Raw genomic sequence first — 26,993 nt, forward strand, 5'->3', positions numbered from 1 at the left:
CACCGCACACGGTAGCGACGATCACCGCCCTCCCTCCACCCCGGCGATCTTGCAGTTGCTGCCCGGGCGTACCGGGTTCAACCGGATATATCGAGGGCCGCAAGTGCAAGATCGGCGCGGAGAAAGGCGGCGACACTCCGGCGCGGGGCGGAGGGAGGGCGGTGATCGTCGCTACCGTGTGCGGTGTGAAGGGCCTTGGCGTACGCGGCTGGTTGCTGCTGGGGCTCGTCACCGTGGTCGTCCTCGCCGCCACCGGGGTCTGGAACCCGTTCCCCGGCATGTGGGACTGGATCGACCGCCGGAAGCCGATCTCCGAGCCGGACGTGGTCTGGCAGGAGCGCATCGGCGGCACCCCGAAGAGCGTGACCATCGCCGGGGACACCGTCGTGGTCGAGCAGCGGACCCGGGTCGAGGCGCGCAGCCTGGCCACCGGGACGCAGCTGTGGGAACGCAAGGCGGACTGGGCCGCGGTGGCCGGCGGCACCCGGGACCCGGTCGTTGCCGTGGGCAAGCTGCTGGTCAAGGGGTACGAACTGCTCGACCCGACGACCGGGGCGGTACGCCGGCGCGACGACGACGCGGTGGCCGTCTGGACGTACCGGAACATGCTGCTCGACGCGCACTGCCTCGAGCCGACCGACTGCACGCTGACCGCCTGGGACCCGCGCGGCACCCGACCACTCTGGACGGCGTTCCTGCCCGGCGTGAGCACCGGGCTCTTCGCCGACAACCCCAACCTGCTCGGCACCCGCCGGCTCACCGCGCCCCGGATCGACGGCGGGGTGGCCGGCCCCGAGTCGGTGCCGCCACTGCTCGGCTTCCCCGTCGACGGCCGGGTGCACGTGGTGGACACCGCCACCGGGCGGGTGGTGCAGAACGTCGAGCCCGGGCGGGACGAGCGGCTCGCCGTGATCGGCGGCCGGATGCTCCGGATCACCGCCGTCTCCCGGGACGGCACCTGCCAGTACGCCATCTCCGCCCGCGACCCGGCCACCGGCCAGGAGGCGTGGCGCAAGGCCGGGGTCAACCTGCGGACCGCCGACAGCGGCGGCTGCGCGCAGCGGGAGGACCCGCAGGGCGCGCGGAACGTGCTGATCGGCGTGGCGCCGGACGGCCGGGAGGCGGTCATCGACGGGTACGACGGGCGGCTGCTCCTGGTCGACGCGGAGGGCGAGAAGCTGCTCGCCGTCGACGACCGGTACGCGCTGGTGCGTACCGCCGACAAGCGCACCGTCGTCGGCCGGGAACTGGGCGTCGACCGGGTGCGCTGGAACCGCCCGGCCGGCGGCAAGGCGGGGGCGGCACTCACCCCGTACGCGGCGGTCGTCACCGAGGAGAAGCCGAACCGGCTGATCGCGCTCGACCCGCGTACCGGTCGGGAGCTGGCGGTGCTGCGGACGAGCGCGAACGCGCTCGCCGTCGGACCGGGCGGCATGATCATCGGCGAGGGGCGGGAGATCGGGTACGTCCGGTTCGGCGGCGGCGGCAGCGAACCGCCGCCGCCCCGCGACGGTGGCGGCGCCCCCGGCCCCGGCGACACCGGGGCCGACACCGGAGGCGCTCCCGGCGATCAGGGCGACTGTGGGCCGAAGCGGGAACTCTGCCCCGACCCGCGGAACAAGGACGGCTGAGCGCGGCGGGTCCGCCACGGGTGAGAGCGGCGTCCCACGACCCACCCGTCGGGTGCCACCGATCGACGGGTCTGCCCTAGGCTTTCCCGTCATGAGCAGTGCCGCCGCGTTCTCGTACGCCCCCTTGCTGCCGACCGGTCCGGACCAGACGGAGTACCGCCTGGTCACCGACGAGGGCGTCGACGTCGTCAACGGCCCGGGGGGCCGCCGGTTCCTGACCGTGGAGCCGGCCGCGCTGACCGCGCTGACCGCCGAGGCGATGCACGACATCGCCCACTTCCTGCGCCCCGCGCACCTGGCCCAGCTGCGGTCGATCATCGACGATCCGGCCGCCTCGCCGAACGACCGGTTCGTCGCGCTGGACCTGCTGCGCAACGCCAACATCGCCGCCGGTGGCGTGCTGCCGATGTGCCAGGACACCGGCACCGCGATCGTGATGGGCAAGCGCGGCCGGCACGTGCTCACCGACGGCACCGACGCCGAGGCGATCTCGCGCGGCGTCTACCAGGCGTACACCCGGCTCAACCTGCGCTACTCGCAGCTCGCCCCGCTGACCATGTGGGACGAGCGGAACACCGGCAGCAACCTGCCGGCCCAGGTGGAGCTCTACGCGGAGGACCCGGACGGGCACCCGGACGCGTACAAGTTCCTCTTCATGGCCAAGGGCGGCGGCTCGGCCAACAAGTCCTACCTCTACCAGGAGACCAAGGCGCTGCTGAACCCGACGCGGATGATGCAGTTCCTGGAGGAGAAGCTGCGGCTCATCGGCACCTCGGCGTGCCCGCCGTACCACCTGGCCATCGTCATCGGCGGCACCTCCGCCGAGTACGCCCTGAAGACCGCCAAGTACGCCTCCGCCAAGTACCTCGACGCGCTGCCCACCTCCGGCTCGATGACCGCGCACGGCTTCCGCGACCTGGAGCTGGAGGCGGAGGTGCTGGAGCTGACCCGCAACTTCGGCATCGGCGCCCAGTTCGGCGGCCGGTACTTCTGCCACGACGTGCGGGTGGTCCGGCTGCCCCGGCACGGCGCCTCCTGCCCGGTGGCGATCGCCGTCTCCTGCTCCGCCGACCGGCAGGCCGTCGCCAAGATCACCCCGTCGGGCGTCTGGCTGGAGCGGCTGGAGACCGACCCGGCGCGCTTCCTGCCCGACGTCACCGACGAGACGCTGGACGCCGAGACGGTCGTCCAGGTCGACCTCAACCGGCCGATGGACGAGATCCGCGCCGAACTGTCGAAGTACCCGGTGAAGACCCGGCTGTCGCTGACCGGCCCGCTGGTCGTCGCCCGGGACATCGCCCACGCCAAGATCGCCGAGCGGCTGGACGCGGGCGAGCCGATGCCGCAGTACCTGCGCGACCACGCCGTCTACTACGCCGGCCCGGCCAAGACTCCCGAGGGCTACGCCTCCGGCTCGTTCGGCCCGACCACCGCCGGACGGATGGACGCCTACGTGGAGAAGTTCCAGGCCGCCGGCGGCTCCCAGGTGATGCTGGCCAAGGGCAACCGCTCGGCCCAGGTCACCCGCTCCTGCCAGCAGCACGGCGGCTTCTACCTCGGCTCGATCGGCGGCCCGGCGGCCCGGCTCGCCCAGGACTGCATCAAGCACGTCGAGGTCCTGGAGTACCCGGAGCTGGGCATGGAGGCGGTCTGGAAGATCCAGGTCGAGGACTTCCCGGCCTTCATCGTGGTCGACGACAAGGGCAATGACTTCTTCGCCGAGGTCACCAAGCCGGTGCTGACCGTCGGTCGCCGCTGAGGCACAGCGGCTCGCCGCCGGACGGTATCGCCCGCCGGATGCGGGCGCTGGCTGTTCCGCCAGGTCGAGTCGCCGGACCAGCACGAGGTCGCCCGGCTGCTGGCCGAGCTGGACTGAGCGATCATCTGCGAGCCGGCGGCGGGCGCGGCAGGATGGTACGCGTGACGACTCCAGAGGCAGCGGGCTACCGGATCGAACGCGACTCGATGGGCGAGGTGGAGGTGCCCGCCGAGGCGCTGTGGCGGGCGCAGACCCAGCGCGCGGTGCAGAACTTCCCGATCTCGGGGCGCGGCATCGAACCGGCCCAGATCAAGGCCCTGGCCCAGATCAAGGGTGCCGCCGCGCAGGTCAACGGGGAGTTGGGCGTGATCGGCGCGGACGTGGCCGCCGCGATCGCCGCCGCCGCCGCGCACGTGGCCGACGGCGGGTACGACGACCAGTTCCCGATCGACGTGTTCCAGACCGGCTCGGGGACGTCGTCCAACATGAACACCAACGAGGTGATCGCCACCCTGGCCAGCCGGGAACTGGGCCGGGAGGTGCACCCCAACGACGACGTCAACGCCTCGCAGTCGAGCAACGACGTCTTCCCGTCCTCCATCCACCTGGCCGCCACCCAGTTCGTGGTGGAGGATCTGATCCCCTCGCTGAAGCACCTGGCCGGGGCGCTGGAGGAGAAGGCAGCCGAGTTCGAGACCGTGGTCAAGGCGGGGCGTACCCACCTGATGGACGCCACCCCGGTCACCCTGGGCCAGGAGTTCGGCGGCTACGCCGCGCAGGTCCGCTACGGCGTCGAGCGGCTGGAGGCGGCGCTGCCCCGGCTGGCCGAGCTGCCGCTGGGCGGCACCGCCGTGGGCACCGGCATCAACACCCCGTTCGGTTTCGCCGGGAAGGTGATCGAGAAGCTGCGCGCCTCGACCGGGCTCCCGCTGACCGAGGCGCGTAACCACTTCGAGGCGCAGGGCGCCCGGGACGCGCTGGTGGAGACCTCCGGTCAGCTGCGCACGATCGCCGTGGGGCTCTACAAGATGGCCAACGACATCCGCTGGATGGGCTCCGGCCCGCGCGCCGGCCTGCGGGAGCTGCGCATTCCCGACCTCCAGCCCGGTTCGTCGATCATGCCGGGCAAGGTGAACCCGGTGGTCGCCGAGGCGATGCGGCAGGTCTGCGCACAGGTCATCGGCAACGACGCGGCGGTCGCCTTCGCCGGCTCGCAGGGCGACTTCGAGTTGAACGTGATGCTCCCGGTGATGGGCCGCAACCTGCTGGAGTCGATCGGGCTGCTGGCCGCGTCGAGCCGGCTCTTCGCCGACCGCCTGGTGGTCGGCCTGGTCGCGGACGCCGAGGTCTGCCTGGCGTACGCGGAGGGGTCGCCGTCGATCGTCACCCCGCTCAACCGTTACCTCGGGTACGACGAGGCCGCCTCGATCGCCAAGGAGGCGCTGGCCAAGCAGACCTCCATCCGCGAGGTGGTGATCTCCCGAGGGCACGTGGACTCCGGCAAGCTCTCCGAGACCCAGCTCGACGAGGCTCTGGACCTGCTCCGGATGACCCACCCCTGATCACTTCGGTCCGGTGCGCGGCACCCAGCCGAGGAACCGGGCGAAGAGCGCCGCCGGGTCGGGCCCGTCGTGCGGGTGCAGCCGGTGCAGGTCCGCGGCGGCGTCGTACAGGACTGTGCAGAGGTAGACGCTGAGGGCGACCCGGTCGTGGGCGTACTCGGCGACCAGGGCGAGGCGGGCGGTGGCGCAGGGCCACGGCGCGGCGCAGACCCGGCAGAGCCAGAGTGGGCGCAGCGGCAGGTGCGGGCGGTCGGTCACCACCGGCCGCCGTTGGCCCGCCACTGCTGCGCCAGCGTGAGCCAACCGGCGCGACCCACCTGCGGGTACGCCAGCGTGGCACCCGCCCACTCCGGACGCGGGGACGTGGGTGGGCCGGCGACCGGCTCGGTCGGCACGGTGGCGTGCCGGTCCGGGCACTCGCGCCACCGCAGCCCGCACGAGCACCGCCGGCCCAGGTCCCGCCAGGTCCGCCGGTGCCGGGGCGCGAGGGGTACGGGCCGTTCGTTGCGGGCCCACCCGACCGGGCCGGAGCGGATGACCGGGGTCGGCATCGACCCTTCGGCGGGCCGGGACGGCAGGGCGGGACGGTTTCTCCAGGTGAGCCGGGGCATCGCGTCGTCTCCAAGGTGGGTCGGCTGCGTGATCTCCCCCGGGAGGTGGGACCGCCGGCCGGGGGAGCGGGCGGTCCCACCGCGACACCGCCGCGCCCGGAGGGTGGGCGCTCGATGTCACGCTTCACAGTCTGCTGACGACACCACTACGGTGTGAAGGGTTTGCGCCCGTGCTGGGAGACGCCCTGCGTTCGTGGGTCCCCCGGCTGGCCTGGCGCTGGAGTCGATCATCGGGGCGCTGGAGGGCGGCTGGGGATGGCGGACGGGCGGATGACGGCGGCGGCCTTCCTGGTCGCCGAGCTGCGCCGGGCGCGGATGCGTCGAGGGTGGAGCCAGGACGACCTCGCCAAGGCCGTCAACTATTCGGCGTCCATGGTGAGCGCGGTGGAGTTGGGGCAGCAGCAGCCCACGGCGAAGTACCTGGAACTGGTCGACAGGGCCCTGGACACCGGCGGCCTCTTCAGCCGGATGCTCACCGAACTGGTGAGTATGGACAAGGCCCAGATCTGGCTACGCGGTGGCCGCACCATCGAGAAGCAGGCCAAGGCACTGCGTTGGTATGGACCCCTGCACGTTCCTGGCCTGTTCCAGACCGAGGCCTACGCCCGGGCCGTCTTCGAGGCTGGTGGTCTGCTCGATCCCGACGAGGTGGAGCGGCGCTTGACCGACCGGATGGAACGGCAGGGCATTCTCTACAGCGACCGACCACCCAAGGTCGTTGCGGTGATGGACGAGGCGGCCCTCCGGCGGCCGGTGGGCAGCCGGAAAACGATGAGCGACCAGACGTTGCATCTGGCACGGCTGACCACTGAACACCCCCGGGTCCGGCTTCTGGTCGTTCCTTGTTCCGCCGGGGAGCACCCAGGGCTCGGTGGCCCCTTCATTCTCGCCACTCTGGTGGATGACTCCGAGCTTGCCTATCTGGACAGTCAGATCAGGGGCCAGGAGCTGGACCGACCGGAGGATCTGCACCGGCTCCAACGGGTCTGGGAGACTATCCTCGGCGAGGCGTTGCCCCCACAGGAGTCCATCGAGCTGATGAGGGAAGTGGCGGAGTCATGGAGTTGACCGGTGCCGCCTGGCGCAAGTGCAGCCGCAGCGCCCAGGACAACAACTGCGTCGAGGTGGCGACGAACCTGCCGGGGGTGGTCGGGGTGCGGGACAGCAAGGATCCGCAGGGTTCGGTGCTCACCTTCGACCCGTACGCCTGGCGTGCCTTTGTGGCCGCGCCGCCGCGCTGACGTGGTCGCCGCGCCCGGCGCGGACCTGCTCGACCGGCTGGACCGGGAGCGGACCGTCTGGCTCTGCACCCTGCCGCCGGACGTCGTGGCGGCACTCGCGGAGCGGTACGACGGCTGGGACATCGCGACCGCCGGGCCGGACGGCCAGTACGTCCTGTTTCGGGTCGACGTGACCCGGTGGCTGATGGCCGGACGGACGCTGACGGGATAACCCGTCGACCGGTGCGCGGTCGGCGGGCATGATCCCGGCATGACCGGAGACGTGCTGCTGGAGACCGAGCGGCTGCGGCTGCGCCGGTTCACCCCGGACGACGTGGACCACCTGGTCGACCTGGACGGCGACCCGGAGGTGATGCGCTTCCTCGGCCCGCCCACCCCGCGCGCCACCGTGCGCGACGAGCAGTTGCCCCGGATGCTGCGCCAGTACGACCGCCACCCCGGCCTGGGCCGCTGGGCGGCTCTCGACCGGGACGGCGGCGAGTTCCTGGGCTGGTTCGCGCTCGACCCGTCCGACGACGGGACGGAGGCGGAGCTGGGCTACCGGCTGCGCCGGTCGGCGTGGGGTCGGGGCCTGGCCACCGAGGGCTCCCGGGCGCTGCTCCGGCATGCCTTCGACACGGTGGGCGTGCGGCGGGTCTGGGCCGAGACCATGACGGTCAACACCCGCTCCCGTCAGGTGCTGGCGAAGGCCGGCCTGCGGTACGTCCGCACCTTCCACCTGCACTTCGACGACCCGGTCCCGGGGACCGAACACGGCGAGGTGGAGTACGAGCTGCTCAGGAGCGAGTGGCCGCCTTCCGCGCCCGGTACGCGTTGACCGCGGCCCGGTTGCCGCAGCCCGCCTCGCAGAACCGGCGGGACCGGTTCTTCGACAGGTCGACCAGCACGTTGTCGCAGTCCTGGTGGGCGCAGATCCGCAGCCGGCCCAGTTCGCCGAGGCGGACGAGATCGGCCAGGGCCATCGCCGCCTCGACGGCCATCCGGGTGGCCAGCGGCGCGTCCCGGGGCACCGCGTGCAGGTGGTAAGGCTCGCCGTCGTGCCGGATCAGCTGGGGCAGCGCGTGGGACTCGCGGAGCAGTTCGTTGACGATGGCGACGATCCCGTCGGCGTCGGCGTCCCAGATCCGGCGCAGCCGGGGGCGCAGCTCGCGTACCGAGCGCAGCTCGGCCTCGGTGTGTTCGTGCCGGCCGGTCCAGCCGTGCGTCACGAAGAACCCGTCCAGCGCGGCGACGTCGGGCAGCCCTTCGCCGTCCGGGCCGTCGGTGTTGACCAGGGCGGCCGTGGCGATCAACCCACATTCTGTGTCATGAGCAAAGAGCAACTTGACTCCTGTCAGATCAGGCCGTTAGCGTCACCAGCATAAGCGCGATTCGGTCATGACACCTGGCCGGCGAGGAGAGCCTGATGCACGAACGATCCGCCGGCGCGGGCCTGGGGCTGGCCCTGCTGTCGGCCGTCACCTTCGCCACCTCGGGCACCTTCGCCCGCTCCCTGATCGAGGCCGACTGGTCGGCCGAGGCCGTCGTCGTGGCCCGGGTCGGCATCGCCGCCCTGGTGCTGGCGGTGCCGGCCGTGCTCTCCCTGCGCGGCAAGGGCGCCGTGCTGCGTCGCACCCTCGGCCCGGTGAGCGTCTTCGGCCTGCTCGGCGTCGCCACCGCCCAGGCGTGCTTCTTCAACGCCGTCCGCTACCTGCCGGTCGGGGTGGCCCTGCTGCTGGAATACCTCGGCATCATCCTGGTCGTGGCCTGGATGTGGCTGGTGCACGGCCAGCGCCCCCGCCGGCTCACCGTGGTCGGCTCGGTCGCGGCGCTGGCCGGGCTGGCCTTCGTGCTCGACCTGACCGGCGCCAGCCGCCTCGACCCGGTCGGCGTCCTCTGGGGTCTCGGCGCCGCGGTCGGCCTGGCCGGCTACTTCGTACTCGCCGCCCGGGTCGACGCCGACCTGCCCTCGGTCACCATGGCCAGCTTCGGCATGGCCATCGGCGCCGCCGTGCTGGCCCTGCTCGGCCTCGTCGGCGTGCTGCCGCTGCGGGCCACCTTCGGCGACGTCGACTTCGCCGGGCAGCGCACCAGCTGGCTGGTCCCGATCGCCGGGCTGTCGCTGGTGGCCGCGGTGGTCGCGTACCAGGCCGGGATCGCGGCCACCCGGATCCTCGGCGCGCGGCTGTCGTCGTTCGTCGGGCTGACCGAGGTGATGTTCGCGGTGCTCATCGCCTGGCTGGTGCTGGCCGAACTGCCCAGCGTGGTGCAGCTGTTCGGGGGTGCGCTGATCGTCGCCGGGGTGGCGCTGGTCCGCCTCGACGAGCTGCGCGGCGCCCGCGCCGAACGGCCGCAGGAGCGGACGGACGAGCCGGCGCTCGCGTGACAGGGTGGGCGTCGTGCTGAGCGTGGTGGTGTTCGACGCCGACGAGACCCTGCTCGACCTGCGCCCGGCGGTCACCGGTGGGCTGGTGGCCGACGCTGCGGGCTGGCCGGCGAGTTCGCCTTCGAGTTGTACGCGCCTCGCTCGCCCACGACGTGGTCGGCCCGCAGCGTGCCGGCCTGTGCGGGATCTGGCTCAACCGACACGGCCTCCCCTGCCCGCCCGGGGTACGCCCCGACGCCGAGGTGTCCTCGCTGGCCGACCTGCCCGCCGCGCTCGCCGGAGCGGACGGCGACCTCGCTGTGCCCGCCGAACCTTGCGCCGACCTGCTGCGGGACGCCCACCCGGCCGGATAGCGGCGGCGTAGTGGACGCGTAGCCGACCGGGCCAGCCTCAGGGGAGCCGCGGATATCAGTCGCGGTCGATCGAGGTCCCGCTGAGGAGTCCCATGGGCAGGTTGCACACGTCCACCCGTCGTTGGAGTGCCGTCGCGCTGACGGCCGTCACCGTCGGCGCCGCCGTCGCCGTCGTCCCCACCACTCCGGCGCTGGCCGCCGGGCCCACCGACCACGTCCTGTACTGGAACGACGTCCTGCTCCGCACCTTCCGTCAGGTCGGCGGCGCTCCCGGTCCGTTGGCCCGGGCCGGGGCGATGGTGCACGGGGCCATCTACGACGCCGCCAACTCCGCCCTCTGCGCCGCCGGTGCTGATCGGTGCATCGGGCAGCAGTACCGGGTCACGGTCACCCCGACCGCCGGGGTCACCCCGGACCTCGCCACCGCCATCGACTACGCGGCGTACGACACGCTGCGCAGCGTCTATCCCTCGATCGACTTCAGCGCCGACCTCACCGCGGCGCAGGAGGGCATCGCCAACTCGGCGGCGCGCACCGACGGCCAGCGGATGGGCTCGGCGAGCGCGCAGGCGATGATCAGTTTCCGGGTTGGCGACGGGGCGCCCGACACCTCCACCTACGCCGACGGCACCGTGCCCGGCCAGTGGCGGCGGACCGGCTCCGGCGAGCCCGCCACCCCGAGCTGGGGGCTGGTGAAGCCGTTCGCGATGACCTCGAACACCCAGTTCCGGCCCGGCCCGCCGGCCGGCTACTCCAGCTACGCCACGCTGCTCGCCAGCTCCGAGTACGCCGCCCAGGTGAACGAGGTGAAGAGCCTCGGATCGTCCACCAGCACCACCCGTACCGCCGACCAGACGCAGGCCGCCTGGTTCTGGGCCAACGACCTGGACCGCACCTACAAGCCGCCGGGCCAGCTCTTCGCCCACACCCGGATCGTGTCCACGTCGGCCAAGCTGACCCAGGCAGGCAACGCCCGGCTCTTCGCGCTGGTCGGCTTCGCCATGGGTGATGCCGCAGTGGTGGCGTGGGACGCCAAGTACCAGACCGAGGTCGACCTGTGGCGACCCGAGACCGCGGTCAGGCTCGCGGGCACCGACTCCCGGGCCGACACGGTCGCCGACCCCAACTGGAAGCCGCTCTCCGCCGACCGCGACAACGTGAACTTCTCGCCGCCGTTCCCGGCGTACACCTCCGGGCACGCCACGTTCGCCGCCGCCTGGGCGGGGGCGATGAAGGGCTTCTTCGGTACGGACAGCTACCGCTTCGTCGCCACCACCGAGGACCCGCACGCCGTCGGGGTGCTTCGCAGCTTCACCAGCTTCAGCGCGGCGGCCACCGAGAACGCCCGCAGCCGGGTGTACCTCGGGGTGCACTACCAGTTCGACGCCGACGCCGGGATGTCCTCCGGCACCTCGCTGGCCAACCACGTCACCGGCAACTACCTGCGGCCGACCGTGCCGGCGTACACGTTCGACGGCTTCTACGAGGGGCAGTGGTACATCGGCGACAGCTACCCGGACGGCGTCGCGGGGGGAAACATGACCCTCAACTTCGCGCTCTCCGCCAACGGCACCCCGGTCACCGACCTGAACGCGGTCGTCGGCGTCTCCTGGAACGGCCAACCGGGGGCGAACAGCGGTGCCGTCAGCGTCACCAACGGCCGCTACCAGGTCACCGTCCTTCCCGGCAAGGTGTGTGGCCTCGCCGGCCAGACACTCTCCGTCCTGCTGCGGGACGGGTCAAGCCGCAACCTCTTCGTGACCTGCACCATCTCCTGACGGACACAGCGGCGCAGGCGGCGTGGTCGGTGGCTCCGACCGCGCCGCCGGCGCGTCGATGCCCAGCAGGGAGAGCTGGTGCCGGATCTCGCCCAGCATCCGTTCGGCCTCGGCCAGCCGGCTGAGGGTACGGGTGAGGTCGGCGCCGCCGGCCGCGACCGGATCGGCGGCCAGCAGCGACCGGTAGGCCCCGGAGAGCTCGGGACCCGGCTCGACGCCCAGTTCCTCGCGCAGCAGCAGGCGGGCCCGGTGGTAGCAGCCGATCGCCTCTCCCCGCCGGCCGGCGCGGTCCAGCGCCACCAGCAGTTGACACCAGAGCGGCTCGTGCAACGGGTGCCGCTCCACCAGCGCGGAGAGGGCCGGGATCAGCTCGTGGTGCCGCCCCGCGGCGAGGTCCAGGTTGTTCAGGTCCCCGAGCACGCCGAGGCGTTCCTCCGCGAGCCGGGCGGCCGCCGCACCGGCGAACGGGGCGTCGATGTCACCGAGCGGCGGGCCCACGTGGAGCTGGAGGGCGGCCCGGTACGCATCTGCCGCCGCCACCGGCTGCCCGGTCGCGGCGAGCCGGCGCCCCCGCCGGGCCAGCCGCCGGAACACCTCCACGTCGATGTCGGCCGGGTCCACCCGCAGCACGTAGCCGGTGTCGTGGGTGACGATCCGCGTGTCCGGCAGGGCGCGCAGCCATCGACGTACCACCGAGATCTGGCCGTGCACCTGGGTGCGTACCGTCCGGGGCGGCGACTCGCCCCAGACCGCGTCGATGATCTGCTCCACCCGCAGCAACGAGCCGGCCTCCAGGAGCATGAACGCCAGCACGGCCCGCGGTCTCCTCCCGTCCAGCCTCGGTCGATGGTCGGACCCCTCGACGGCGAGCGGGCCCAGCAGTCGGAATCTCATGACGGCCGTGCCGGGTCACGGCGGACGGCACGCGAACAGAAGCCCATCAGTCCTCCACCCCCCGTTTTTCGAGGAGAACGCCAAGCTGCTGTCACCATAGAAGTTGCACGATGCGATGACAATGACGCGCAAGGTAATGGCCGGGACGTGGGATCGCCGTGCCGGCCGGTTCAGCGCAGGGCCGCGGCGACCGCCTCGGCGGCGGCGAGCACCTGGGCGCCGACCGCTTCCACGTCCAGCGGGGCCAGCGCCACCACCCCCACGCTCGCCTCCAGCCCGGCCACCCCGAGCACCGGCGCGGCCACCCCGTACGCCCCGGCCTGCAACTCGCTGGCAGTGCTCACCGGAGCGGCGTCGCCCGAGCGCCCGGCGAGGATGGCCCGCCCGGCGGCTCCCCGCTCCAGCGGGTGCCGCGCCCCCGTCCGGTACGCCACGTGGAACGATGTCCAGCTCGGCTCCACCACGGCCAGCGCCACCCCCTCGCCCCCCTCGACCACGGTGAGGTGCGCGGTGGCCCCGGCCTGCTCGGCCAGCCTGCGCAGCGCGGGCAGCGCCCCCTCGGCGAGCAGCGGCTGGGCCCGGCGGGCCAGGTGCAGCACGCCCGCGCCGAGACGCAGCCGGCCCTCGCCGTCGCGGCGCAGCATCCCGTGCCCGGTCAGCGCGCCGACCAGCCGGTAGACGGCCGCCCGGCCGATGCCCAGCCGGTTCGCCGCCTCGGTGACGGTCAGGCCTGACGGCGCGTCGGCCACCAGGTGCAGCAGGCGCAGCCCCCGGTCGAGGGTCCGCGCCGTCTCCCCGCCCCGGGCCGGGTCACCCGCCGGTCCTGCCGTCTCCACAGCACGCAGCGTACGGCCCGGCTCCCGGCGATCCCGGAAAGCATGGACGGCTACCCTTGTGAGGTGACGCTACGCCTGTATGACACCGCCACCCGATCGGTGCGGGACTTCGTCCCGCGGGAAGCCGGCAAGGTGGGGGTCTACCTGTGTGGTCTCACCCTCCAGGCCCCGCCGCACATCGGTCACCTTCGCTCCGGCGTCAACTACGACGTGCTGCGCCGCTGGCTGCTCGTCGCCGGCTACGAGGTCACCTTCATCCGCAACCTGACCGACATCGACGACAAGATCCTGGTCAGGGCGCTGGAGCAGGGCCGCCCGTTCTGGACCATCGCGTACGCCAACGAGCTGATCCTGGCCGAGTCGTACCGGGCGCTGAACGTGCTGCCGCCGACGTACGAGCCGCGCGCCACCGGGCACATCCCGGAGATGCACGAGCTGATCGCCAGGCTGATCGCCGATGGGCACGCCTACCCGGCCACCGACGGCTCCGGCGACGTCTACTTCGACGTGGCCTCCTGGCCGGCGTACGGGTCGTTGTCGGGGCAGTCGCCGGACGACATGCAGTCCGCCGGGGACGCCCCCGAGCGTGGCAAGCGTGATCCCCGGGACTTCGCGCTCTGGAAGGGCGCCAAGCCGGACGAGCCGGCCGACGCGTACTGGCCGTCGCCGTGGGGTCGGGGCCGCCCCGGCTGGCACATCGAGTGCTCGGCGATGTGCTGGCGCTACCTGGGCGCCGAGTTCGACATCCACGGCGGAGGGCTCGACCTGACCTTCCCGCACCACGAGAACGAGATCGCCCAGTCGCAGGCCGCCGGCCTGCCGTTCGCCCGTTACTGGGTGCACCACGGGCTGCTCAGCATCGGCGGCGCCAAGATGGGCAAGTCGCTCGGCAACGCCCTCGACCTGACGTACGTGGACTCGCTCGGGGTGCGCCCCGTCGAGCTGCGCTACTACTACGCGGCGGCCCACTACCGGTCCCGGATCGACTACTCCGAGGACGCGCTGCGCGAGGCCGCGGTGGCGTACCGGCGGATCGAGGGCTTCGTCCAGCGGGCCGCCGAGCGGGTCGGCGGCGGCCAGCTCGGCGAGCTGCCGGCCGGCTTCGTCGCGGCGATGGACGACGACCTGAACACCTCGGCCGCCCTCGCCGTGCTGCACGAGATCATCCGGGACGGCAACACCGCGCTGACCGCCGGCGACGATGTGACCGTCCGCACGACCCTGGCCGCCGCGCGGGCCATGCTGGATATCCTCGGCGTCGACCCTTTGGATTCGGCCTGGACCGGCGGCGACCGCGCCGACGACCTGCGCGGCGTGGTGGACTCCCTGGTCGCGCTGGCCCTGGAACAGCGCGCCCAGGCCCGCGGCCGCAAGGACTGGGCCGCCGCCGACGCCGTACGCGACCAGCTCAAGCAGGCCGGCGTGGTGGTCGAGGACACCCCCCAGGGCCCCCGTTGGACTATTGGAGAGCAGGACTGATGGCCGGCAACTCGCAGCGCCGTGGCCGGCGACTGACGCCGAAGGCGGGTGCCCCCAAGGGCTCCGGCGGCAAGAACAAGGACTCCCTCGCGGGCCGGGGCAAGACCCTGCCCGCCGACGAGCGGCCCTGGCACAAGGCGTACTCGGGCACCGAGAAACTGCCCCAGCGCACCGCCTGGAAGCAGGACAAGGAGCGCCGCGCGGCGGCCGAGGAGGGGCGCGCCCCCAAGATCGGTCAGCCGGGCAGCAAGGACACCACCTGGGGCAGGGGCGGCGGCCGGGGCGCTCCGGCGGCCCGTGGCGCGGGCGGCCGGGGCGGCAAGCCCACCGGTCGTTCCGGCCCCCGGGTCGCGCCGGGCCGCAAGTCCAACCCGTCGAAGGACACCCCGGAGCTGCTGGTCGGCCGCAACCCGGTGCTGGAGTCGCTGCGCGCGCAGGTGCCGGCGACCGCGCTCTACACCGCGCAGGGCATCGACGCCGACGACCGGGTCAACGAGATCGTGCGTACCGCCGCCGACCGGGGCATCGCCATCCTGGAGATCAGCCGGGCCGAGCTGGACCGGATGACCGGTGGGGTGCTGCACCAGGGCGTCGGCCTCCAGGTGCCGCCGTTCGCCTACCAGCCCTTCGAGGACATGATCGCCGCGTCGGTGGAGCACACCGCCCCGCTGCTGGTCGCGCTGGACGGGGTCACCGACCCGCGCAACCTGGGCGCGGTCATCCGGTCCGCCGCCGCGTTCGGCGCGCAGGGTGTCTTCGTACCCGAGCGGCGGGCCGCCGGGATCACCGCGACCGCCTGGCGGACCAGCGCCGGCGCGGCCGCGCGGGTGCCTGTCGCCCAGGTCACCAACCTGACCCGGTCGCTGAAGGCCTGCCAGGACGCCGGCTACATGGTGGTCGGCCTGGACGCCGACGGCGAAACCGACCTGTACGACCTGGAAGCCGCCGTCGGCCCGCTGGTCGTGGTGGTCGGCTCGGAGGGGCGCGGGCTGTCCCGGCTGGTCGGGGAGACCTGCGACCTGACCGTCAGCATCCCGATGATCTCCGAGGTGGAGTCGCTCAACGCCAGCGTCGCCGCCGCGGTCACCCTCGCCGAGGTGGCCCGCCGCCGCGCCGTCGAGGTCTGACCGACCCGCGCACGCACCGACGACGAAGGGGCGGCCCGCCGACAGCGGACCGCCCCTTTCGCGTACGTCAGATCCGGTTGCCGGTGGTGGCGTGGAAGACGTGGCTGCGGCCGGTACGCGGCTTGACGAACACGGTGTCACCCATGTTCGGCATGGTGCGCCGGTCGGTGCGGACCACGAACCGCTCGTCGTGGCCCTGGAGCGCGGCGTGCCCGTAGACGTTGGCGTCCGAGCCGAGGTCCTCGACCAGCTCGACCACGACCGGCATGCCGCCCTCGGTCGGGCTGACCAGGTCGCAGTCCTCCGGACGGAAGCCGACGGTCACCTTGCCGTCGCCGTTCTCGGCCTGTGCGGCGGCGACCTGCTCCCGGGTCAGCGGGATCTGCAGCTCGGCGAAGGCGGCGCCCTGCTCGTTCAGCGGCACGGTCTTGATGTTCATGGCGGGGGAGCCCATGAAGCCGGCGACGAAGACGTTGGCCGGGGTGTCGTAGAGCGCGCGGGGAGTGTCCACCTGCTGGAGCACGCCGTCGAGCATGACCGCCACCCGGTGACCCATGGTCATCGCCTCGACCTGGTCGTGCGTGACGTAGACCGTGGTGATGCCGAGCTTGGCCTGCAGCGAGGCGATCTGGGTACGGGTCTGCACGCGGAGCTTGGCGTCGAGGTTCGACAGCGGCTCGTCCATGAGGAAGACCTGCGGCTCGCGGACGATCGCGCGGCCCATGGCGACCCGCTGGCGCTGGCCGCCGGAGAGCGCCTTCGGCTTGCGGTTGAGGAACTCCTCCAACTGGAGCAGCCCCGCCGCCTCCTTGACCCGCCGGTCGATCTCGTCCTTGGAGGTCTTGCGCAGCTTGAGCGCGAACGCCATGTTCTCGTACACCGACATGTGCGGGTAGAGGGCGTAGTTCTGGAAGACCATCGCGATGTCGCGGGCCTTCGGCGGCAGGTGGGTGACGTCCCGGTCGTCGATGTAGATCGCGCCGTCGTCGACGTCCTCCAGGCCGGCGAGCATCCGCAGGCTGGTGGACTTACCGCAACCCGACGGGCCGACCAGGACGAGGAACTCTCCGTCGCCGATCTGGAGGTCGAGCTGGTTGACCGCGGGGCGCTCGGTACCCGGGTAGATCCGGGAGGCCTTCGCGTAGGTGACCGTAGCCATGGTGGTGCGCTTCCTTTCACCGGCAGGAACGTGCCGGACGATCCGAGTGAAGGAGCCACCGGCACCCTCGGTGCCGGTCCACGGGCGACGTCCCTGGGGCGGCCGGAGCCGATCGTGGGTGTCGTCCGTGTCACTGCACGGTAAACGGCTTTCTCCACCCTGCCAAGACGGGGAACAGCGGGAGGGACCGACAGCTTGCGCATTCCGGTCAGCCAGGCACGGCCAGGCATCAATCACCACCGACGTCCGGGCGCGCGATGGCGATCCCTTGGCCGGAGCGGTCGGGAAATTGACGTTATCCGTGCTCGGGACACCTGCCGAGCGGGAATTCCGGGAGTCAGTCGCTATGCTGACGTCGGCACATGCGCCCCTGTAGCTCAGCTGGCCAGAGCACTCGCCTTGTAAGCGAGATGTCGCCGGTTCGATCCCGGCCGGGGGCTCCAATTCCACCAGGCGTTTCGGGGCGGAGACTGCCGCGAGACGGCCGGATGACAGCAACGCTGACAGCAGCCGGGTTCACGACAGCCGCCCGTCGAGCTTGCCGAGCGCCTGCCGCATCGCGTCGAGATTGGCGTGAGCGTAGACCTTGAGGGTGATCTTCACGCTGGCGTGCCGGGCGATGGTCTGGACGACGTGGCCGTCACGACGTAGAGGGCATGGAGTCGTGGCCGGCAGCGGCGGCCCGGACCAGCTTGGCGACCCGACGAGAACTCGCGATTGCCCTCGGCGGTTGGATGGCGCTACCCGGCGGCGAGGACACTGGGCTACTGCTCGCAGCCTCAGTAGTCGCCGGCGGGTACTTCATTGACGAACCAGGGTTGCTGTACCGGAAGCACCCCGATCAGATCACCGCACAGGCCGAGTGGACTGCGACCGCGGAGTGGCAGCTCCGCATACAGCTCATCGAGTCCCGGGCGATCGCGCTACGAGGCCCTCTTTCTTTCGACCAACGCCTGACCTGGACAACCGGCGGCGGTCGTCGCCCGGAAGGCCGGCCGGACTGCCGGCGATGTCGGGTCTCAGGACGTCCGTGACAGATCGGTCTCGGAACGTGGGTGACACCTCCGGCTAGATGATCATTGCTGTGGGCGGGGCTGTTCAGCGACCAGTGGGTCAGGATGTATGCACGACCGGAGAGGGCCAGGGGCCGCCATCGGCAAATCGGGTTCCCCAGTAGAACGGATTAACCTCAACAAGTGTCCGCGCCGTCCATCCAGACGGGCTGAGAGGGTCACTCACGCCCACTTGAACCTCCGGCCCCCATAGGGCGAGACGCTCCTGGCAGATCCCGCACGGCGCCAGTACAAAGATGTCCGTGCTGCCGGCCTCTCTTCCCACGCACACCGATGCAGTCACCCGCTTGTTCAGCGTGTATGCCTGGCAGATGGCTCCGGTTTCGTGGCACAGAGTGACCCCGGCGTTGAGGTTGTCGAGGCAGACACTGGTCAGGATCTGACCGTCCTCGAGGTACACGGCAGCTGCCCCGCCGTACTCGTCGGCCGGCCATCGGCGGTTCATCTGGTCAACGGCTGCATCGATGAGGCGTTGATCAAGATTCATAGCGCGAGGGTACAGCCACGCCAGGGAGTGTCACCCAGGTCCTGGAACCGATCTATCACGTGCCAGTACTACCCGGATGGTTCGGGCCTGGCGAGCGAGGCGGTAAGGCATACGAGAGGAACCGGCGCCTGAGGCCTCTTCATGTATGACCAGCTCGTGACGATGCCGCAGGGGTACAGCCGGGTGCCGACCCCGTCGACCGGAAGCTGTGAACGTGGGAACACCCCACTCCAGCTCGACCATGTCAACCATCGACCGAGGTCGCCGTGTCAACCATCAGCCGGCGCAGGACAGCTGGCTGCCTCTCACGGCCCGCGCCTGTCGTGCGACGGATTGTCAATGCCGGCTGCGATCGTGGACGCTGCTGTGGTGGACAACATCGAGAGCTTGCTGGCCGCTATTGCAATGTGGGGTCGGCAGCGACACGACATCCATGCCGCCCTGGTGGTCGGATCTCACGCGCGCGCTGACGTTCCAGCGGACCAGTGGTCCGACATCGACATCGTCCTCGTGGTCGACGATCCGATGACCTACGCGGCCGACGCCAGCTGGCTGGCAACGTTCGGTCGGCCGTTGCTGACCTTTACCGAACCCACTGCGGTTGGGGGGTTCATCGAGCGGCGGGTGCTCTTTGACACCGGACAGGACGTCGACTTCGCGCTGCTGCCGTCAGACGCGGCCGAGCAGATCGGTACGGATCCCGAGGCCGCCGCGGTGTTGGGCCGGGGGTTCCGGGTGCTGGTCGATAAGGTCAACCTGGAGAGAAGGCTGCCGAGCGTCGCACTGGTGCCGCCGGCTCCGCCGGATGCCGCTGTGTTCGGGAACCTGACTCACGACTTCTGGTATCACGCGCTGTGGACCGCCAAGAAGCTACGACGGGGCGAGGTTTGGACCGCCAAGGAGTGCTGCGACTGCTACCTGAAGACGTTGCTGGTCAGGCTGCTCGCGTGGCACGCGCAGGCGTCGCATCCGCAGATGGACACGTGGCATAGCGGACGCTTCCTGGAACGGTGGGCCGACCGACAAGCTCTCCACGATCTCCGCAGCGCCTATGCCAGCTACGACGCGGACGACGTCGCCCGTGCCTTGTGGGCGACCGTCAACCTGTTTGAACGACTTGAGCGCGAATGCGCCGAGCGTCTCGGGCTGGAGCTCACCGTTGCCCACGACGGGATCCGGAAGCACCTGCGGGCGGTACTCGCGTAGGCCAAGAGCACCCGGGAAGCGTTCGATGGTCCGGGTGCCCGCCGAGTGTGCAGCGAGTGGCGTGCCCGATCCGTGCCCGACATGGCGGTCAACACGGCCACGCAACCGTGTACCGAGGGTCCGTTCTGACGCCGTGTAGCACATGTCCAGGGTGAGACGGTTACCTAACGTGTAGATCAACGCGATTCACAAGCTGATGCTCGACACCTTCCAACTGGCAGGCCTTGAACAGTTCGGCGACGGGGACTATCCGGGAGACTGCCGACCGTGCTGCGCCAGGCCGCCGAGGCCGGGGTCACTGAGGCGTACGCACGGCTGGGTGACCGGCCGACCTCGACGAGGAGGCGTTGCGGTGGTACGTGCGGAGCGCCGAGGCCGGCGACAAGGCCAGCATGTTCGCGGTGGCCTGCTGGTATCGCGACGGATTCGGCGGGCCGGTCGACCTTGTGCAGACATTTCGGTGGTACCTGGCCATGCTGAATGTCGGCAGCGGCGACGGCATCCACTACCGCCGCTTCGAGGCGGTGTCGGACATCGACGTGATGGTGGACGGCAACCTGGCCGTTCTGCGCTACCCATCACTCATCGACATCGCGGTCCGAGGACAAGAGGCGGGGCTGCTGGAGTGCTGGCATCTCGACTGCTATCGCCGCGAGCGGGACGGTGGCCTCTGGAGGGTGCGTTGGTCGCAGGCGACTTCCATCGACCATCCGTAGCAGCCAGAACAAGTCGACCCCGGCGCGGCCATGAGCAAGGGCCCCCGGGGTGAACCGGGGGCCCTCGGCGGTGCTTCCAAGATCAGCAGATGGCCCGGCCCCGGCGGTCAGGACTGCGGCAGCAGGCCGATGTCGACCGCCGTCTCCGCGCCGTCCCGCACCTCGACCACGGCGCTCAGCCCGCGCGGGTCCCAGTATTCGCTGATGGTCGTGACGATGTCCGAGTCGGTGTTTCTCTCCGACGAGGACTCGGGGGTGCTGGCGGAGGCGGTCGCGTTGGGTCGATCGAAAGGGTTGCATCGCCGCCGGGGAGGGGGCCCCGGTGGCGGTCGACGGGGATAACCTGGCGCTGACGACGGGGACGACGGGCGGGGGCCGATGAGTCGTGCGGTGGAGGAGTCGAACCGGGCGATGCTGCGCGCCCGGGACGCCATGGACCGGGCGTACGCCGAGCCGCTGGACATCCCGGCGCTGGCCCGGATAGCGCTCGTCTCCGAGGCCCATTTCATCCGGACCTTCCGCGCCACGTTCGGCGAGACCCCGCACCGCTACCTGCAACGGCGGCGGGTGGAACGGGCGATGTCGATGCTGATCGAGAGTGACCGGGACGTCACCGACATCTGCTTCGCGGTCGGCTTCAGCAGCCTCGGGTCGTTCAGCCGGACGTTCCGCCAGATCGTCGGCGAGTCGCCCAGCGACTTCCGCAGGCGCCGCTCGGCCGCCGCCGCGAACGTGCCGAGCTGCTTCACCAAGGCCTGGACCAGACCCAGCAGTTTTGGATAAGCAGCAGGTCATGCCCGCCCCCTAGCGTGATGGGCATGACGATGAACGCGATCACCCGCTCCCAGATCTACGTCCTCGACCAGGACGAGGCCCTCGACTTCTACGTCGGCAAGCTCGGCTTCGAGGTCAACACCGACCAGGACCTCGGCTTCATGCGCTGGCTCACGGTGAACGTGCCCGGCGACCCGGAGCGCGAGATCCTGCTGGAGAAGCCCGGCCCGCCGGCGCTGGACCCGGCCACCGCCGAGCAGGTCCGTGAGCTGCTCACCAAGGGCGCGATCGGCGGCTGGATCAGCATTACCACCGACGACGCCCGCAAGGCGTACGAGGACCTGGTGGCCAAGGGCGTCGACATCACCGACGAGCCGACCGAGCGTCCGTACGGGATCGACTTCGGCATCCGGGACCCGTTCGGCAACCGGATCCGTATCGGCCAGATGTTCCCCCGGGCCTGAGGGGAGCGGACCCAGTGACCGACGCGATCTCCTTCCCCGCCGTCCGACCGGCCGCCGTCGGCCGGGACCGGGCCCTGCTGGCCGGCGGTGTCCTCGCCGGCCCGGTCTTCGCGGTCGCCTGGGGCTCGCTGATCGTCCGGCCCGGCCCGGTGGCCATGGTGGCCTTCGGTCTGGCGGTGACCGTCGGCTGGGCCTGGGTCAGCGGGACGTTCGCCGGGGCGTCGCGGCGGTCGCCTCGCTGAACGCGGTCGGGCGTCGGCGGCCGGAAGGCGCGGGTTAGCATCGCGCCTTCCGGCCGCACGAGGAGACGACGATGGCCACCCGACTGCTCTACCTGGCCCGGCACGCCGAGCAGGACCGCCCGGAGGTCGAGTCGCCCGAGGTGGGGCTCTCCGAGCGGGGCCGCCGTCAGGCCGCGCTGCTCGGCCGGCGGTTGCGGGCCGTACCGTTGCGCGCCGTCCATCACGGACCGTTGCGCCGGGCCGTCGAGACCGCCGAGCTGGTCGCCGGGTCACTGCGGGGAGTGCCGGTGTACGCGACCGAGCTGGCCGGCGACCACCTCCCGCACGACACGGAGCCGGCCGGCCTGCCCGCGGCGTACGCGAGCTTTCTGGCCGGCTTCTCGGCGCGCGAGCGGGCCGACGGGCCGCGACTGGTGGCGGAGGCCGTCACGCGGTTCGCCACCGCCCCGGCCGACGGTGACGTCCGTGAGCTGGTGATCACGCACAACTTCCTGATCGCCTGGCTGGTCCGGCACGCCCTGGACGCCCCGGAGCGGCGCTGGCTGGGGCTCAACCACCACAACGCCGGGCTGACCGTGATCCGCTACAGCTCGGCCGGGCCGCCCAGCCTGATCGCCTTCAACGACGTGGCCCACCTGCCGCCCGAGCTGCGCGGCACCGGGCTGCCCACGGATTATCGGGTGTGACCGCGCGCGGTGCCGGCTACGGTCGCCGGATGACGACACCGCCGCCCGATCTGCCGAAGACCGAGTTCGCCTTCCCGGGGCCGCTGCGCGACCAGCTCGTCGCCGCCGTCCTCTCCGGCGCGAAGACCTCCACCACCGGCCTGTTCCAGGACTACGAGCGCGACGGCGAGCCGCTGCCGGTGGTCGGCGACCGTTCCGTCGTGGTCGACTCCGCGGACCGCCCGGTCGCGGTGATCGAGCTGACCGAGGTACGCGTCGTCCGGCTCGGCGAGGTCGACCTCGACCACGCGCGGGACGAGGGCGAGGGGTACGACTCGGTCGCCGCCTGGCGCGTCGGGCACGAGGCGTACTGGCACGGCCCGGACTACCTGGGCTGGCTCGGCGACCCGGATTTCACCGTGGACGACGACACCCTCGCGGTGGCCGTACGGTTCCGGCTGCTCCGCCGGTTCTGACGGTCCGTCGTTCGACGCGGCCCGATCACGGCTGCGTCCGAACGACATCGCTCGTAGCTGCTCGGGCATCCGGCGCTGGTGGAAACGGCCGGCTGGTGGTCCGGCCGTCAGCCCAGGGCGGTGGCGCTGATCAGGAGGTCGGCCACGGCGGACGCGGCGGCCGGTGGCTGCGGACCGCAGTCGGTCCACTCGGCGGTGTTCGTGCCCACCGCCACCCGGAAGGTGAAGGCGTCCGCGCAGGAGCCGGTGTCGGCGGCGCCGCCGCTCATCGTCACAGTGCCCGCCAGCGCGTGCAGCCGGTCGAGTTCGCCCGGAGCGAGCTGACCCGTCCGGGTCGCCCCGGCAACGTCGGTCGCCGTCCATCGGCCGTCCGGTTCCACGGTCACCGTGTCCGCGCGGCCCGCGAAGCCGCCGGTGCGGGTCAGCACCACCCGGGAGGCGGTCGCGGTGGTGGCGCCGGTGGCGGTGGTGCCCGGCGTGGCGGTGCCCTGTGCGCTGCTGCCCGGGGTGACGGTGGCGGCACCGGCGGTGGGGGTGCTCGGCGTCGACGCAGGTGAACCGGAGTCGGTTGCTGAGCAGCCGGTCAGCAGGCCGGCCACAGTTACGATCTTGACAATGGCCAGGGCGGATGATCTCATGCCGATCGGACGTGCAGTGTCGCCGCCGGGTTCCATCACCAGGGCCGCCTCCCCCGTTCGGCCAGTGTCGCACGCTGGAAGCGCTTCCCCTCTTTTCTTTCTCCCGGTGTATCGCTATATCTACATGCGTGACTACCCCCGTCACAACTTCCTCATCAGGAGGGCACGTGAAAAGATCCCTCGCCGCTGTCAGCGCAGTGCTGCTCACCAGTGGCATGCTGACCTGCGTCGCCACCGCAGCGCAGGCAGCCCCCAGCGCCCCCGCCCCGAACACCTCACCCGCAGCTCGTGCTGAGAGCCTGCTCCGCAGCAACCCCGGCGCCGTCCAGGGCGTCAGCGGAGAGTCCTACCAGGCTGTCAGCACGAAGGTGGACGCCAACGGGGCGTCGCACACCCGCTACACCCGTACCTACAAGGGCCTCCGCGTCTACGGCGGCGACTTCGTCATCCACACGACGCCCACCGGCGGCTACGCCGGCTCTTCGGTCGGCCTGGCCGCGCCGCTCACCCTCGGCACCGCCGCCAAGGTCACGCTGACCTCCGTCAAGGCGTCCGCCCGCAAGGCGTTCGCCGGCAAGCTCGAGACGGTGGGCACGCCCGAGCTCTTCGTCGACGCCAGCTCCGGCAAGGGGCGCCTCGCCTACGAGACCGTGCTCGCCGGTTGGCACACCGATGGCCAGACCCCCTCCCGCCTCCACGTCATCACCGACGCGCTCGGCGGCAAGGTGATCGGCTCGTACGACGAGATCGAGATGGTCGCCGGCACCGGCAACAGCATCTACTCCGGCACGGTCAGCATCGACACCACGCTCTCCGGCAGCACGTACCAGATGATCGACCCGTCGCACGGCAACGGCTCCACCTGCGACATGAACCAGGGCACGTCGACCTGCACGACGTTCACCAACACCAGCAACACCTGGGGCAACGGCACGAACTCCGACCGGCGGTCCGCCGCGGTCGACGCGCACTTCGGCGCCGCCAAGACGTTCGACTACTTCAAGAACGTGCACGCCCGCAACGGCATCTTCGGCAACGGCGCCGGCGTGCCGAGCCGGGTGCACTACGGCAGCAACTACGTCAACGCCTTCTGGGACGGTTCCCGGATGACGTACGGCGACGGCTCGAGCAACTCCCGCCCGCTGGTCTCCCTCGACGTGGCCGGCCACGAGATGAGCCACGGCGTCACCGAGAACGTGGTGCCCGGCGGCCTGACCTACTCCGGCGAGTCCGGCGGCCTCAACGAGGCCACCAGCGACATCTTCGGCACCATGGTCGAGTTCTACGCCGCCGCGCCGAGCGACCCGGGCGACTACGACATCGGCGAGAAGATCAACATCAACGGCAACGGCACCCCGCTGCGCTACATGTACAACCCCGGCCTGGACGGCGGCTCGCACACCTGCTGGTCCACCTCGACCAAGAACGTCGACGTGCACTACTCCTCCGGCCCGGGCAACCACTTCTTCTTCAACCTGGCCGAGGGCACCGGCTCCACCGCGTACGGCACCTCGCCGGTCTGCGGCTCCGCCCCGGCGGTGGTCGGCATCGGCCGCGCCAAGGCCGAGAAGATCTGGTTCCGCGCCCTGGACGTGTACTTCACGTCGAACACCTCGTACGTCAACACCACCACCCCGTCGAACACCGCCCGGGCGTACAGCCTCCGCGCGGCGACCGACCTGTACGGCACCTGCTCCACCGAGTACAAGGCCGTCCAGGCGGCGTGGACCGCGGTTGCCGTCTCCGGCAACGACGCGCCCTGCTCGACCGGTAACGACTTCTCCGTCTCGCTCTCCCCGACCTCCGGCTCGGTGACCGCGGGCGGCCAGGTCTCCACCACCGTCTCCACCGCCACCACCGGTGGCACCGCGCAGACCGTGACGTTCTCCGCGTCCGGCCTGCCGACCGGGGCGTCCGCCACGTTCAACCCGACCTCGGTCACCTCGGGCGGCTCGTCGACCCTCACCATCTCCACCTCGACCAGCACCCCGGCCGGCACCTACACGATCACCGTCACCGGTGCCGGCTCGGTGAACCGGACGGCGCCCTACACGCTGACCGTCAACGGCACCGGCGGCGGCTGCACCAGCCCCGGCCAGAAGCTCGGCAACCCCGGCTTCGAGTCCGGTAACACGGTCTGGTCGTCCACCTCCGGCGTCATCGGCCAGTACGGCGGCAGCGGCCAGCCGACCCACGGTGGCACCTGGAACGCCTGGATGGACGGCTACGGCATCACCCACACCGACACGCTCTCCCAGGCGGTGAGCCTGCCGGCCGGGTGCACGTCGTACAACTTCAGCTTCTGGCTGCACGTCGACTCGGCGGAGACCACCACCAGCATCGCGTACGACACCTTCAAGGTGCAGGTGCTCAACTCCTCCGGGACGGTGCTGGCGACCCTGGCGACCTACTCGAACCTGAACAAGGCCACCGGGTACTCGCAGAAGTCGTTCTCGCTGGCCTCGTACGCCGGCCAGACCGTCACCCTGAAGTTCACCGGCACCGAGGACGCCTCGCTCCAGACGTCCTTCGTGGTCGACGACACCGCGGTCAACGTCTCCTGACCTGACCTCATCGTCGGCGGGCCCGGCGGCCACCCCTCGCGGGTGGTCGTCGGGCCCGCGCCGTTATGGTCGCCGGACCGGGTTCGGTGGGTGCCGGCCGGCGGGGGAAGGGGTGGTGGCGGTGTCGGAGGCGGAGCTGACCGTCGAGGTGACCGGCGCGGTGGCGACGGTGACGATCCGGAACCCGGCCCGGCGAAACGCGATGACGCCGGACATGTGGCGGCAACTGCCGGTGCTGCTCGACGGGCTGGAGGCCGACCCCGTGGTGCGTGCCCTGGTGCTCACCGGCGCGGGCGGCGCCTTCTGCGCCGGCGCCGACCTGGGTGACCTGGACGAGTTGCTGGACGCCGGCGACCACAGCATCGCGGTCGTCGCCGAGGAGCGACTGGCCACCTTCGCCAAGCCGACCGTCGCCGCCGTCGAGGGGCCCTGCGTCGGCGGCGGCTGCCAGCTCGCCGTCGCCTGCGACCTGCGCGTCGCCGCCCGGGACGCCCGCTTCGGCGTACCGCCGGCCCGGCTCGGGCTGGTCTACCCGGCCCCGACCACCCGCCGGCTGACCCGGCTGGTCGGCCCTGGCACCGCGAAGTTCCTGCTCTTCACCGCCGAGCTGATCGACGCCGAGCGGGCGCTGCGGGTCGGCCTGGTGGACGAGGTGGTCGACGACCTCGCCGCCCGGGTGGAGACGATCACCACCGCCATCGCGCAGCGCTCGCAGCTCAGCGTCGCCGCCGCCAAGGAGATCGTGGACGACCGGGCCGGGCCGGCACGGATCGCCTGGTGGCACCGGAAGGTGCGGGACAGCGGCGAGGCCCGCGAGGGCGTCGCGGCCCATCGCGAGCGCCGCGCGCCGAACTTCGCCTGGTCGCCGTCCGACCGTCCCTGACCGCCGCGTT

General features: G+C 71.5%; 29 protein-coding genes and 1 tRNA gene. 22 read left to right on the top strand and 8 right to left on the bottom strand.

The window, feature by feature from the left end:
* The first annotated feature begins 176 nt into the window (after nucleotides 1-176).
* The 3 genes from AB0I41_RS11280 (at nucleotide 177) to AB0I41_RS11290 (ending at nucleotide 4,952) form a co-directional block, all read left to right on the top strand.
* Nucleotides 177-1,631 carry a PQQ-binding-like beta-propeller repeat protein gene (locus AB0I41_RS11280; RefSeq protein WP_357105290.1) on the top strand — a complete coding sequence of 485 codons (1,455 nt, stop codon included), beginning with the start codon at nucleotides 177-179 and terminating at the stop codon, nucleotides 1,629-1,631.
* A 91-nt stretch (nucleotides 1,632-1,722) separates the two neighbouring features.
* Nucleotides 1,723-3,390, top strand: a complete 1,668-nt coding sequence (locus AB0I41_RS11285) for a fumarate hydratase (RefSeq protein WP_357104959.1) — start codon at nucleotides 1,723-1,725, stop codon at nucleotides 3,388-3,390.
* 152 nt (nucleotides 3,391-3,542) lie between these two features.
* Nucleotides 3,543-4,952 carry a class II fumarate hydratase gene (locus AB0I41_RS11290; protein ID WP_357104962.1) on the top strand — a complete coding sequence of 470 codons (1,410 nt, stop codon included), beginning with the start codon at nucleotides 3,543-3,545 and terminating at the stop codon, nucleotides 4,950-4,952.
* On the opposite strand, the gene AB0I41_RS11295 is transcribed toward AB0I41_RS11290, so the two are convergent.
* Nucleotides 4,953-5,213 (bottom strand): hypothetical protein, encoded by a 261-nt coding sequence (locus tag AB0I41_RS11295; RefSeq protein WP_357104963.1) that lies wholly within the window; start codon nucleotides 5,211-5,213, stop codon nucleotides 4,953-4,955. It lies immediately after the preceding gene.
* On the bottom strand, nucleotides 5,207-5,503 hold the full coding sequence (locus AB0I41_RS11300; RefSeq protein WP_357104966.1) for a hypothetical protein: 297 nt from the start codon (nucleotides 5,501-5,503) through the stop codon (nucleotides 5,207-5,209). Before AB0I41_RS11300 ends, AB0I41_RS11295 begins: the two co-directional genes overlap by 7 nt.
* Nucleotides 5,504-5,818: 315 nt before the next feature.
* On the opposite strand from AB0I41_RS11300, the gene AB0I41_RS11305 reads away from it, so the two are divergent.
* From AB0I41_RS11305 to AB0I41_RS11320, 4 genes are read left to right on the top strand one after another with little or no spacing between them, the layout of a single operon-like run.
* Complete coding sequence (locus tag AB0I41_RS11305) at nucleotides 5,819-6,631, top strand: helix-turn-helix transcriptional regulator (protein WP_357104969.1); 813 nt, start codon at nucleotides 5,819-5,821, stop codon at nucleotides 6,629-6,631.
* A complete protein-coding gene (locus AB0I41_RS11310) occupies nucleotides 6,622-6,804 on the top strand; it encodes a DUF397 domain-containing protein (RefSeq protein WP_357104971.1) in 183 nt (60 codons plus the stop codon). Before AB0I41_RS11305 ends, AB0I41_RS11310 begins: the two co-directional genes overlap by 10 nt.
* Nucleotides 6,776-7,015, top strand: coding sequence for a hypothetical protein (locus tag AB0I41_RS11315; RefSeq protein WP_357104974.1), 240 nt, complete (start codon nucleotides 6,776-6,778; stop codon nucleotides 7,013-7,015). The genes AB0I41_RS11310 and AB0I41_RS11315 overlap by 29 nt, the downstream gene beginning before the upstream one ends.
* Nucleotides 7,016-7,054: 39 nt before the next feature.
* A complete protein-coding gene (locus AB0I41_RS11320) occupies nucleotides 7,055-7,621 on the top strand; it encodes a GNAT family N-acetyltransferase (protein WP_357104977.1) in 567 nt (188 codons plus the stop codon).
* Here the strand turns inward: AB0I41_RS11320 and AB0I41_RS11325 are convergent.
* Entirely contained in the window at nucleotides 7,581-8,126 is a 546-nt protein-coding gene (locus AB0I41_RS11325) for a CGNR zinc finger domain-containing protein (RefSeq protein WP_357104980.1), read from the bottom strand. The two genes, AB0I41_RS11320 and AB0I41_RS11325, sit on opposite strands and share 41 nt — an antisense overlap.
* 83 nt (nucleotides 8,127-8,209) lie before the next feature.
* On the opposite strand from AB0I41_RS11325, the gene AB0I41_RS11330 reads away from it, so the two are divergent.
* The 3 genes from AB0I41_RS11330 (at nucleotide 8,210) to AB0I41_RS11340 (ending at nucleotide 11,300) form a co-directional block, all read left to right on the top strand.
* Nucleotides 8,210-9,169 carry an EamA family transporter gene (locus AB0I41_RS11330; protein WP_357104982.1) on the top strand — a complete coding sequence of 320 codons (960 nt, stop codon included), beginning with the start codon at nucleotides 8,210-8,212 and terminating at the stop codon, nucleotides 9,167-9,169.
* Between the two features lie 77 nt (nucleotides 9,170-9,246).
* Complete coding sequence (locus tag AB0I41_RS11335) at nucleotides 9,247-9,522, top strand: hypothetical protein (RefSeq protein ID WP_357104984.1); 276 nt, start codon at nucleotides 9,247-9,249, stop codon at nucleotides 9,520-9,522.
* 92 nt (nucleotides 9,523-9,614) lie between these two features.
* Nucleotides 9,615-11,300, top strand: coding sequence for a vanadium-dependent haloperoxidase (locus AB0I41_RS11340; protein ID WP_357104987.1), 1,686 nt, complete (start codon nucleotides 9,615-9,617; stop codon nucleotides 11,298-11,300).
* Here the strand turns inward: AB0I41_RS11340 and AB0I41_RS11345 are convergent.
* Nucleotides 11,262-12,113 carry an AfsR/SARP family transcriptional regulator gene (locus AB0I41_RS11345; protein WP_357104990.1) on the bottom strand — a complete coding sequence of 284 codons (852 nt, stop codon included), beginning with the start codon at nucleotides 12,111-12,113 and terminating at the stop codon, nucleotides 11,262-11,264. The two genes, AB0I41_RS11340 and AB0I41_RS11345, sit on opposite strands and share 39 nt — an antisense overlap.
* A gap of 251 nt (nucleotides 12,114-12,364) precedes the next feature.
* Entirely contained in the window at nucleotides 12,365-13,030 is a 666-nt protein-coding gene (locus tag AB0I41_RS11350) for a helix-turn-helix domain-containing protein (protein WP_357104992.1), read from the bottom strand.
* Between the two features lie 63 nt (nucleotides 13,031-13,093).
* Between AB0I41_RS11350 and cysS the strand changes: the two genes are divergently transcribed.
* On the top strand, nucleotides 13,094-14,509 hold the full coding sequence (cysS, locus tag AB0I41_RS11355) for a cysteine--tRNA ligase (protein ID WP_357104995.1): 1,416 nt from the start codon (nucleotides 13,094-13,096) through the stop codon (nucleotides 14,507-14,509).
* Nucleotides 14,509-15,636 (top strand): 23S rRNA (guanosine(2251)-2'-O)-methyltransferase RlmB, encoded by a 1,128-nt coding sequence (gene rlmB, locus AB0I41_RS11360; RefSeq protein ID WP_357104998.1) that lies wholly within the window; start codon nucleotides 14,509-14,511, stop codon nucleotides 15,634-15,636. The genes cysS and rlmB overlap by 1 nt, the downstream gene beginning before the upstream one ends.
* A 67-nt stretch (nucleotides 15,637-15,703) precedes the next feature.
* Here rlmB and ugpC read toward each other — a convergent pair whose 3' ends face one another.
* Nucleotides 15,704-16,795: a sn-glycerol-3-phosphate ABC transporter ATP-binding protein UgpC gene (gene ugpC, locus AB0I41_RS11365; RefSeq protein WP_357105000.1), complete on the bottom strand. Its 1,092-nt coding sequence runs from the start codon at nucleotides 16,793-16,795 to the stop codon at nucleotides 15,704-15,706.
* Between the two features lie 366 nt (nucleotides 16,796-17,161).
* Here ugpC and AB0I41_RS11370 point away from each other — a divergent pair.
* Nucleotides 17,162-17,238: transfer RNA gene (locus tag AB0I41_RS11370), tRNA-Thr, on the top strand.
* Nucleotides 17,239-17,908: 670 nt separating this feature from the next.
* Here the strand turns inward: AB0I41_RS11370 and AB0I41_RS11375 are convergent.
* Nucleotides 17,909-18,355: a cytidine deaminase gene (locus AB0I41_RS11375; RefSeq protein WP_357105002.1), complete on the bottom strand. Its 447-nt coding sequence runs from the start codon at nucleotides 18,353-18,355 to the stop codon at nucleotides 17,909-17,911.
* A 369-nt stretch (nucleotides 18,356-18,724) separates the two neighbouring features.
* Between AB0I41_RS11375 and AB0I41_RS11380 the strand changes: the two genes are divergently transcribed.
* The 7 genes from AB0I41_RS11380 to AB0I41_RS11410 all read left to right on the top strand — a co-directional run bounded on the left by AB0I41_RS11380 (nucleotide 18,725) and on the right by AB0I41_RS11410 (nucleotide 22,898).
* Entirely contained in the window at nucleotides 18,725-19,561 is an 837-nt protein-coding gene (locus tag AB0I41_RS11380; protein WP_357105004.1) for an aminoglycoside 6-adenylyltransferase, read from the top strand.
* A gap of 359 nt (nucleotides 19,562-19,920) precedes the next feature.
* Nucleotides 19,921-20,277 (top strand): hypothetical protein, encoded by a 357-nt coding sequence (locus AB0I41_RS11385; protein ID WP_357105007.1) that lies wholly within the window; start codon nucleotides 19,921-19,923, stop codon nucleotides 20,275-20,277.
* 378 nt (nucleotides 20,278-20,655) lie between these two features.
* Nucleotides 20,656-21,060 carry an AraC family transcriptional regulator gene (locus tag AB0I41_RS11390; protein WP_357105010.1) on the top strand — a complete coding sequence of 135 codons (405 nt, stop codon included), beginning with the start codon at nucleotides 20,656-20,658 and terminating at the stop codon, nucleotides 21,058-21,060.
* A 35-nt stretch (nucleotides 21,061-21,095) separates the two neighbouring features.
* Nucleotides 21,096-21,515, top strand: a complete 420-nt coding sequence (locus AB0I41_RS11395) for a VOC family protein (RefSeq protein ID WP_357105013.1) — start codon at nucleotides 21,096-21,098, stop codon at nucleotides 21,513-21,515.
* Nucleotides 21,516-21,529: 14 nt separating this feature from the next.
* Nucleotides 21,530-21,757, top strand: a complete 228-nt coding sequence (locus tag AB0I41_RS11400) for a hypothetical protein (protein ID WP_357105015.1) — start codon at nucleotides 21,530-21,532, stop codon at nucleotides 21,755-21,757.
* A 71-nt stretch (nucleotides 21,758-21,828) separates the two neighbouring features.
* Nucleotides 21,829-22,443 (top strand): histidine phosphatase family protein, encoded by a 615-nt coding sequence (locus AB0I41_RS11405; protein ID WP_357105018.1) that lies wholly within the window; start codon nucleotides 21,829-21,831, stop codon nucleotides 22,441-22,443.
* Nucleotides 22,444-22,472: 29 nt separating this feature from the next.
* Complete coding sequence (locus tag AB0I41_RS11410; protein WP_357105021.1) at nucleotides 22,473-22,898, top strand: ASCH domain-containing protein; 426 nt, start codon at nucleotides 22,473-22,475, stop codon at nucleotides 22,896-22,898.
* 107 nt (nucleotides 22,899-23,005) lie between these two features.
* Here the strand turns inward: AB0I41_RS11410 and AB0I41_RS11415 are convergent, their stop codons facing one another.
* Nucleotides 23,006-23,497, bottom strand: coding sequence for a hypothetical protein (locus tag AB0I41_RS11415; RefSeq protein WP_357105023.1), 492 nt, complete (start codon nucleotides 23,495-23,497; stop codon nucleotides 23,006-23,008).
* A gap of 206 nt (nucleotides 23,498-23,703) precedes the next feature.
* Between AB0I41_RS11415 and AB0I41_RS11420 the strand changes: the two genes are divergently transcribed.
* Complete coding sequence (locus AB0I41_RS11420; RefSeq protein ID WP_357105026.1) at nucleotides 23,704-26,100, top strand: M4 family metallopeptidase; 2,397 nt, start codon at nucleotides 23,704-23,706, stop codon at nucleotides 26,098-26,100.
* Nucleotides 26,101-26,215: 115 nt separating this feature from the next.
* Nucleotides 26,216-26,983, top strand: a complete 768-nt coding sequence (locus tag AB0I41_RS11425) for an enoyl-CoA hydratase-related protein (RefSeq protein ID WP_357105029.1) — start codon at nucleotides 26,216-26,218, stop codon at nucleotides 26,981-26,983.
* Nucleotides 26,984-26,993 lie beyond the last annotated feature (10 nt).

The organism is Micromonospora sp. NPDC050200, assembly GCF_040656135.1.
Lineage (GTDB): Bacteria > Actinomycetota > Actinomycetes > Mycobacteriales > Micromonosporaceae > Micromonospora.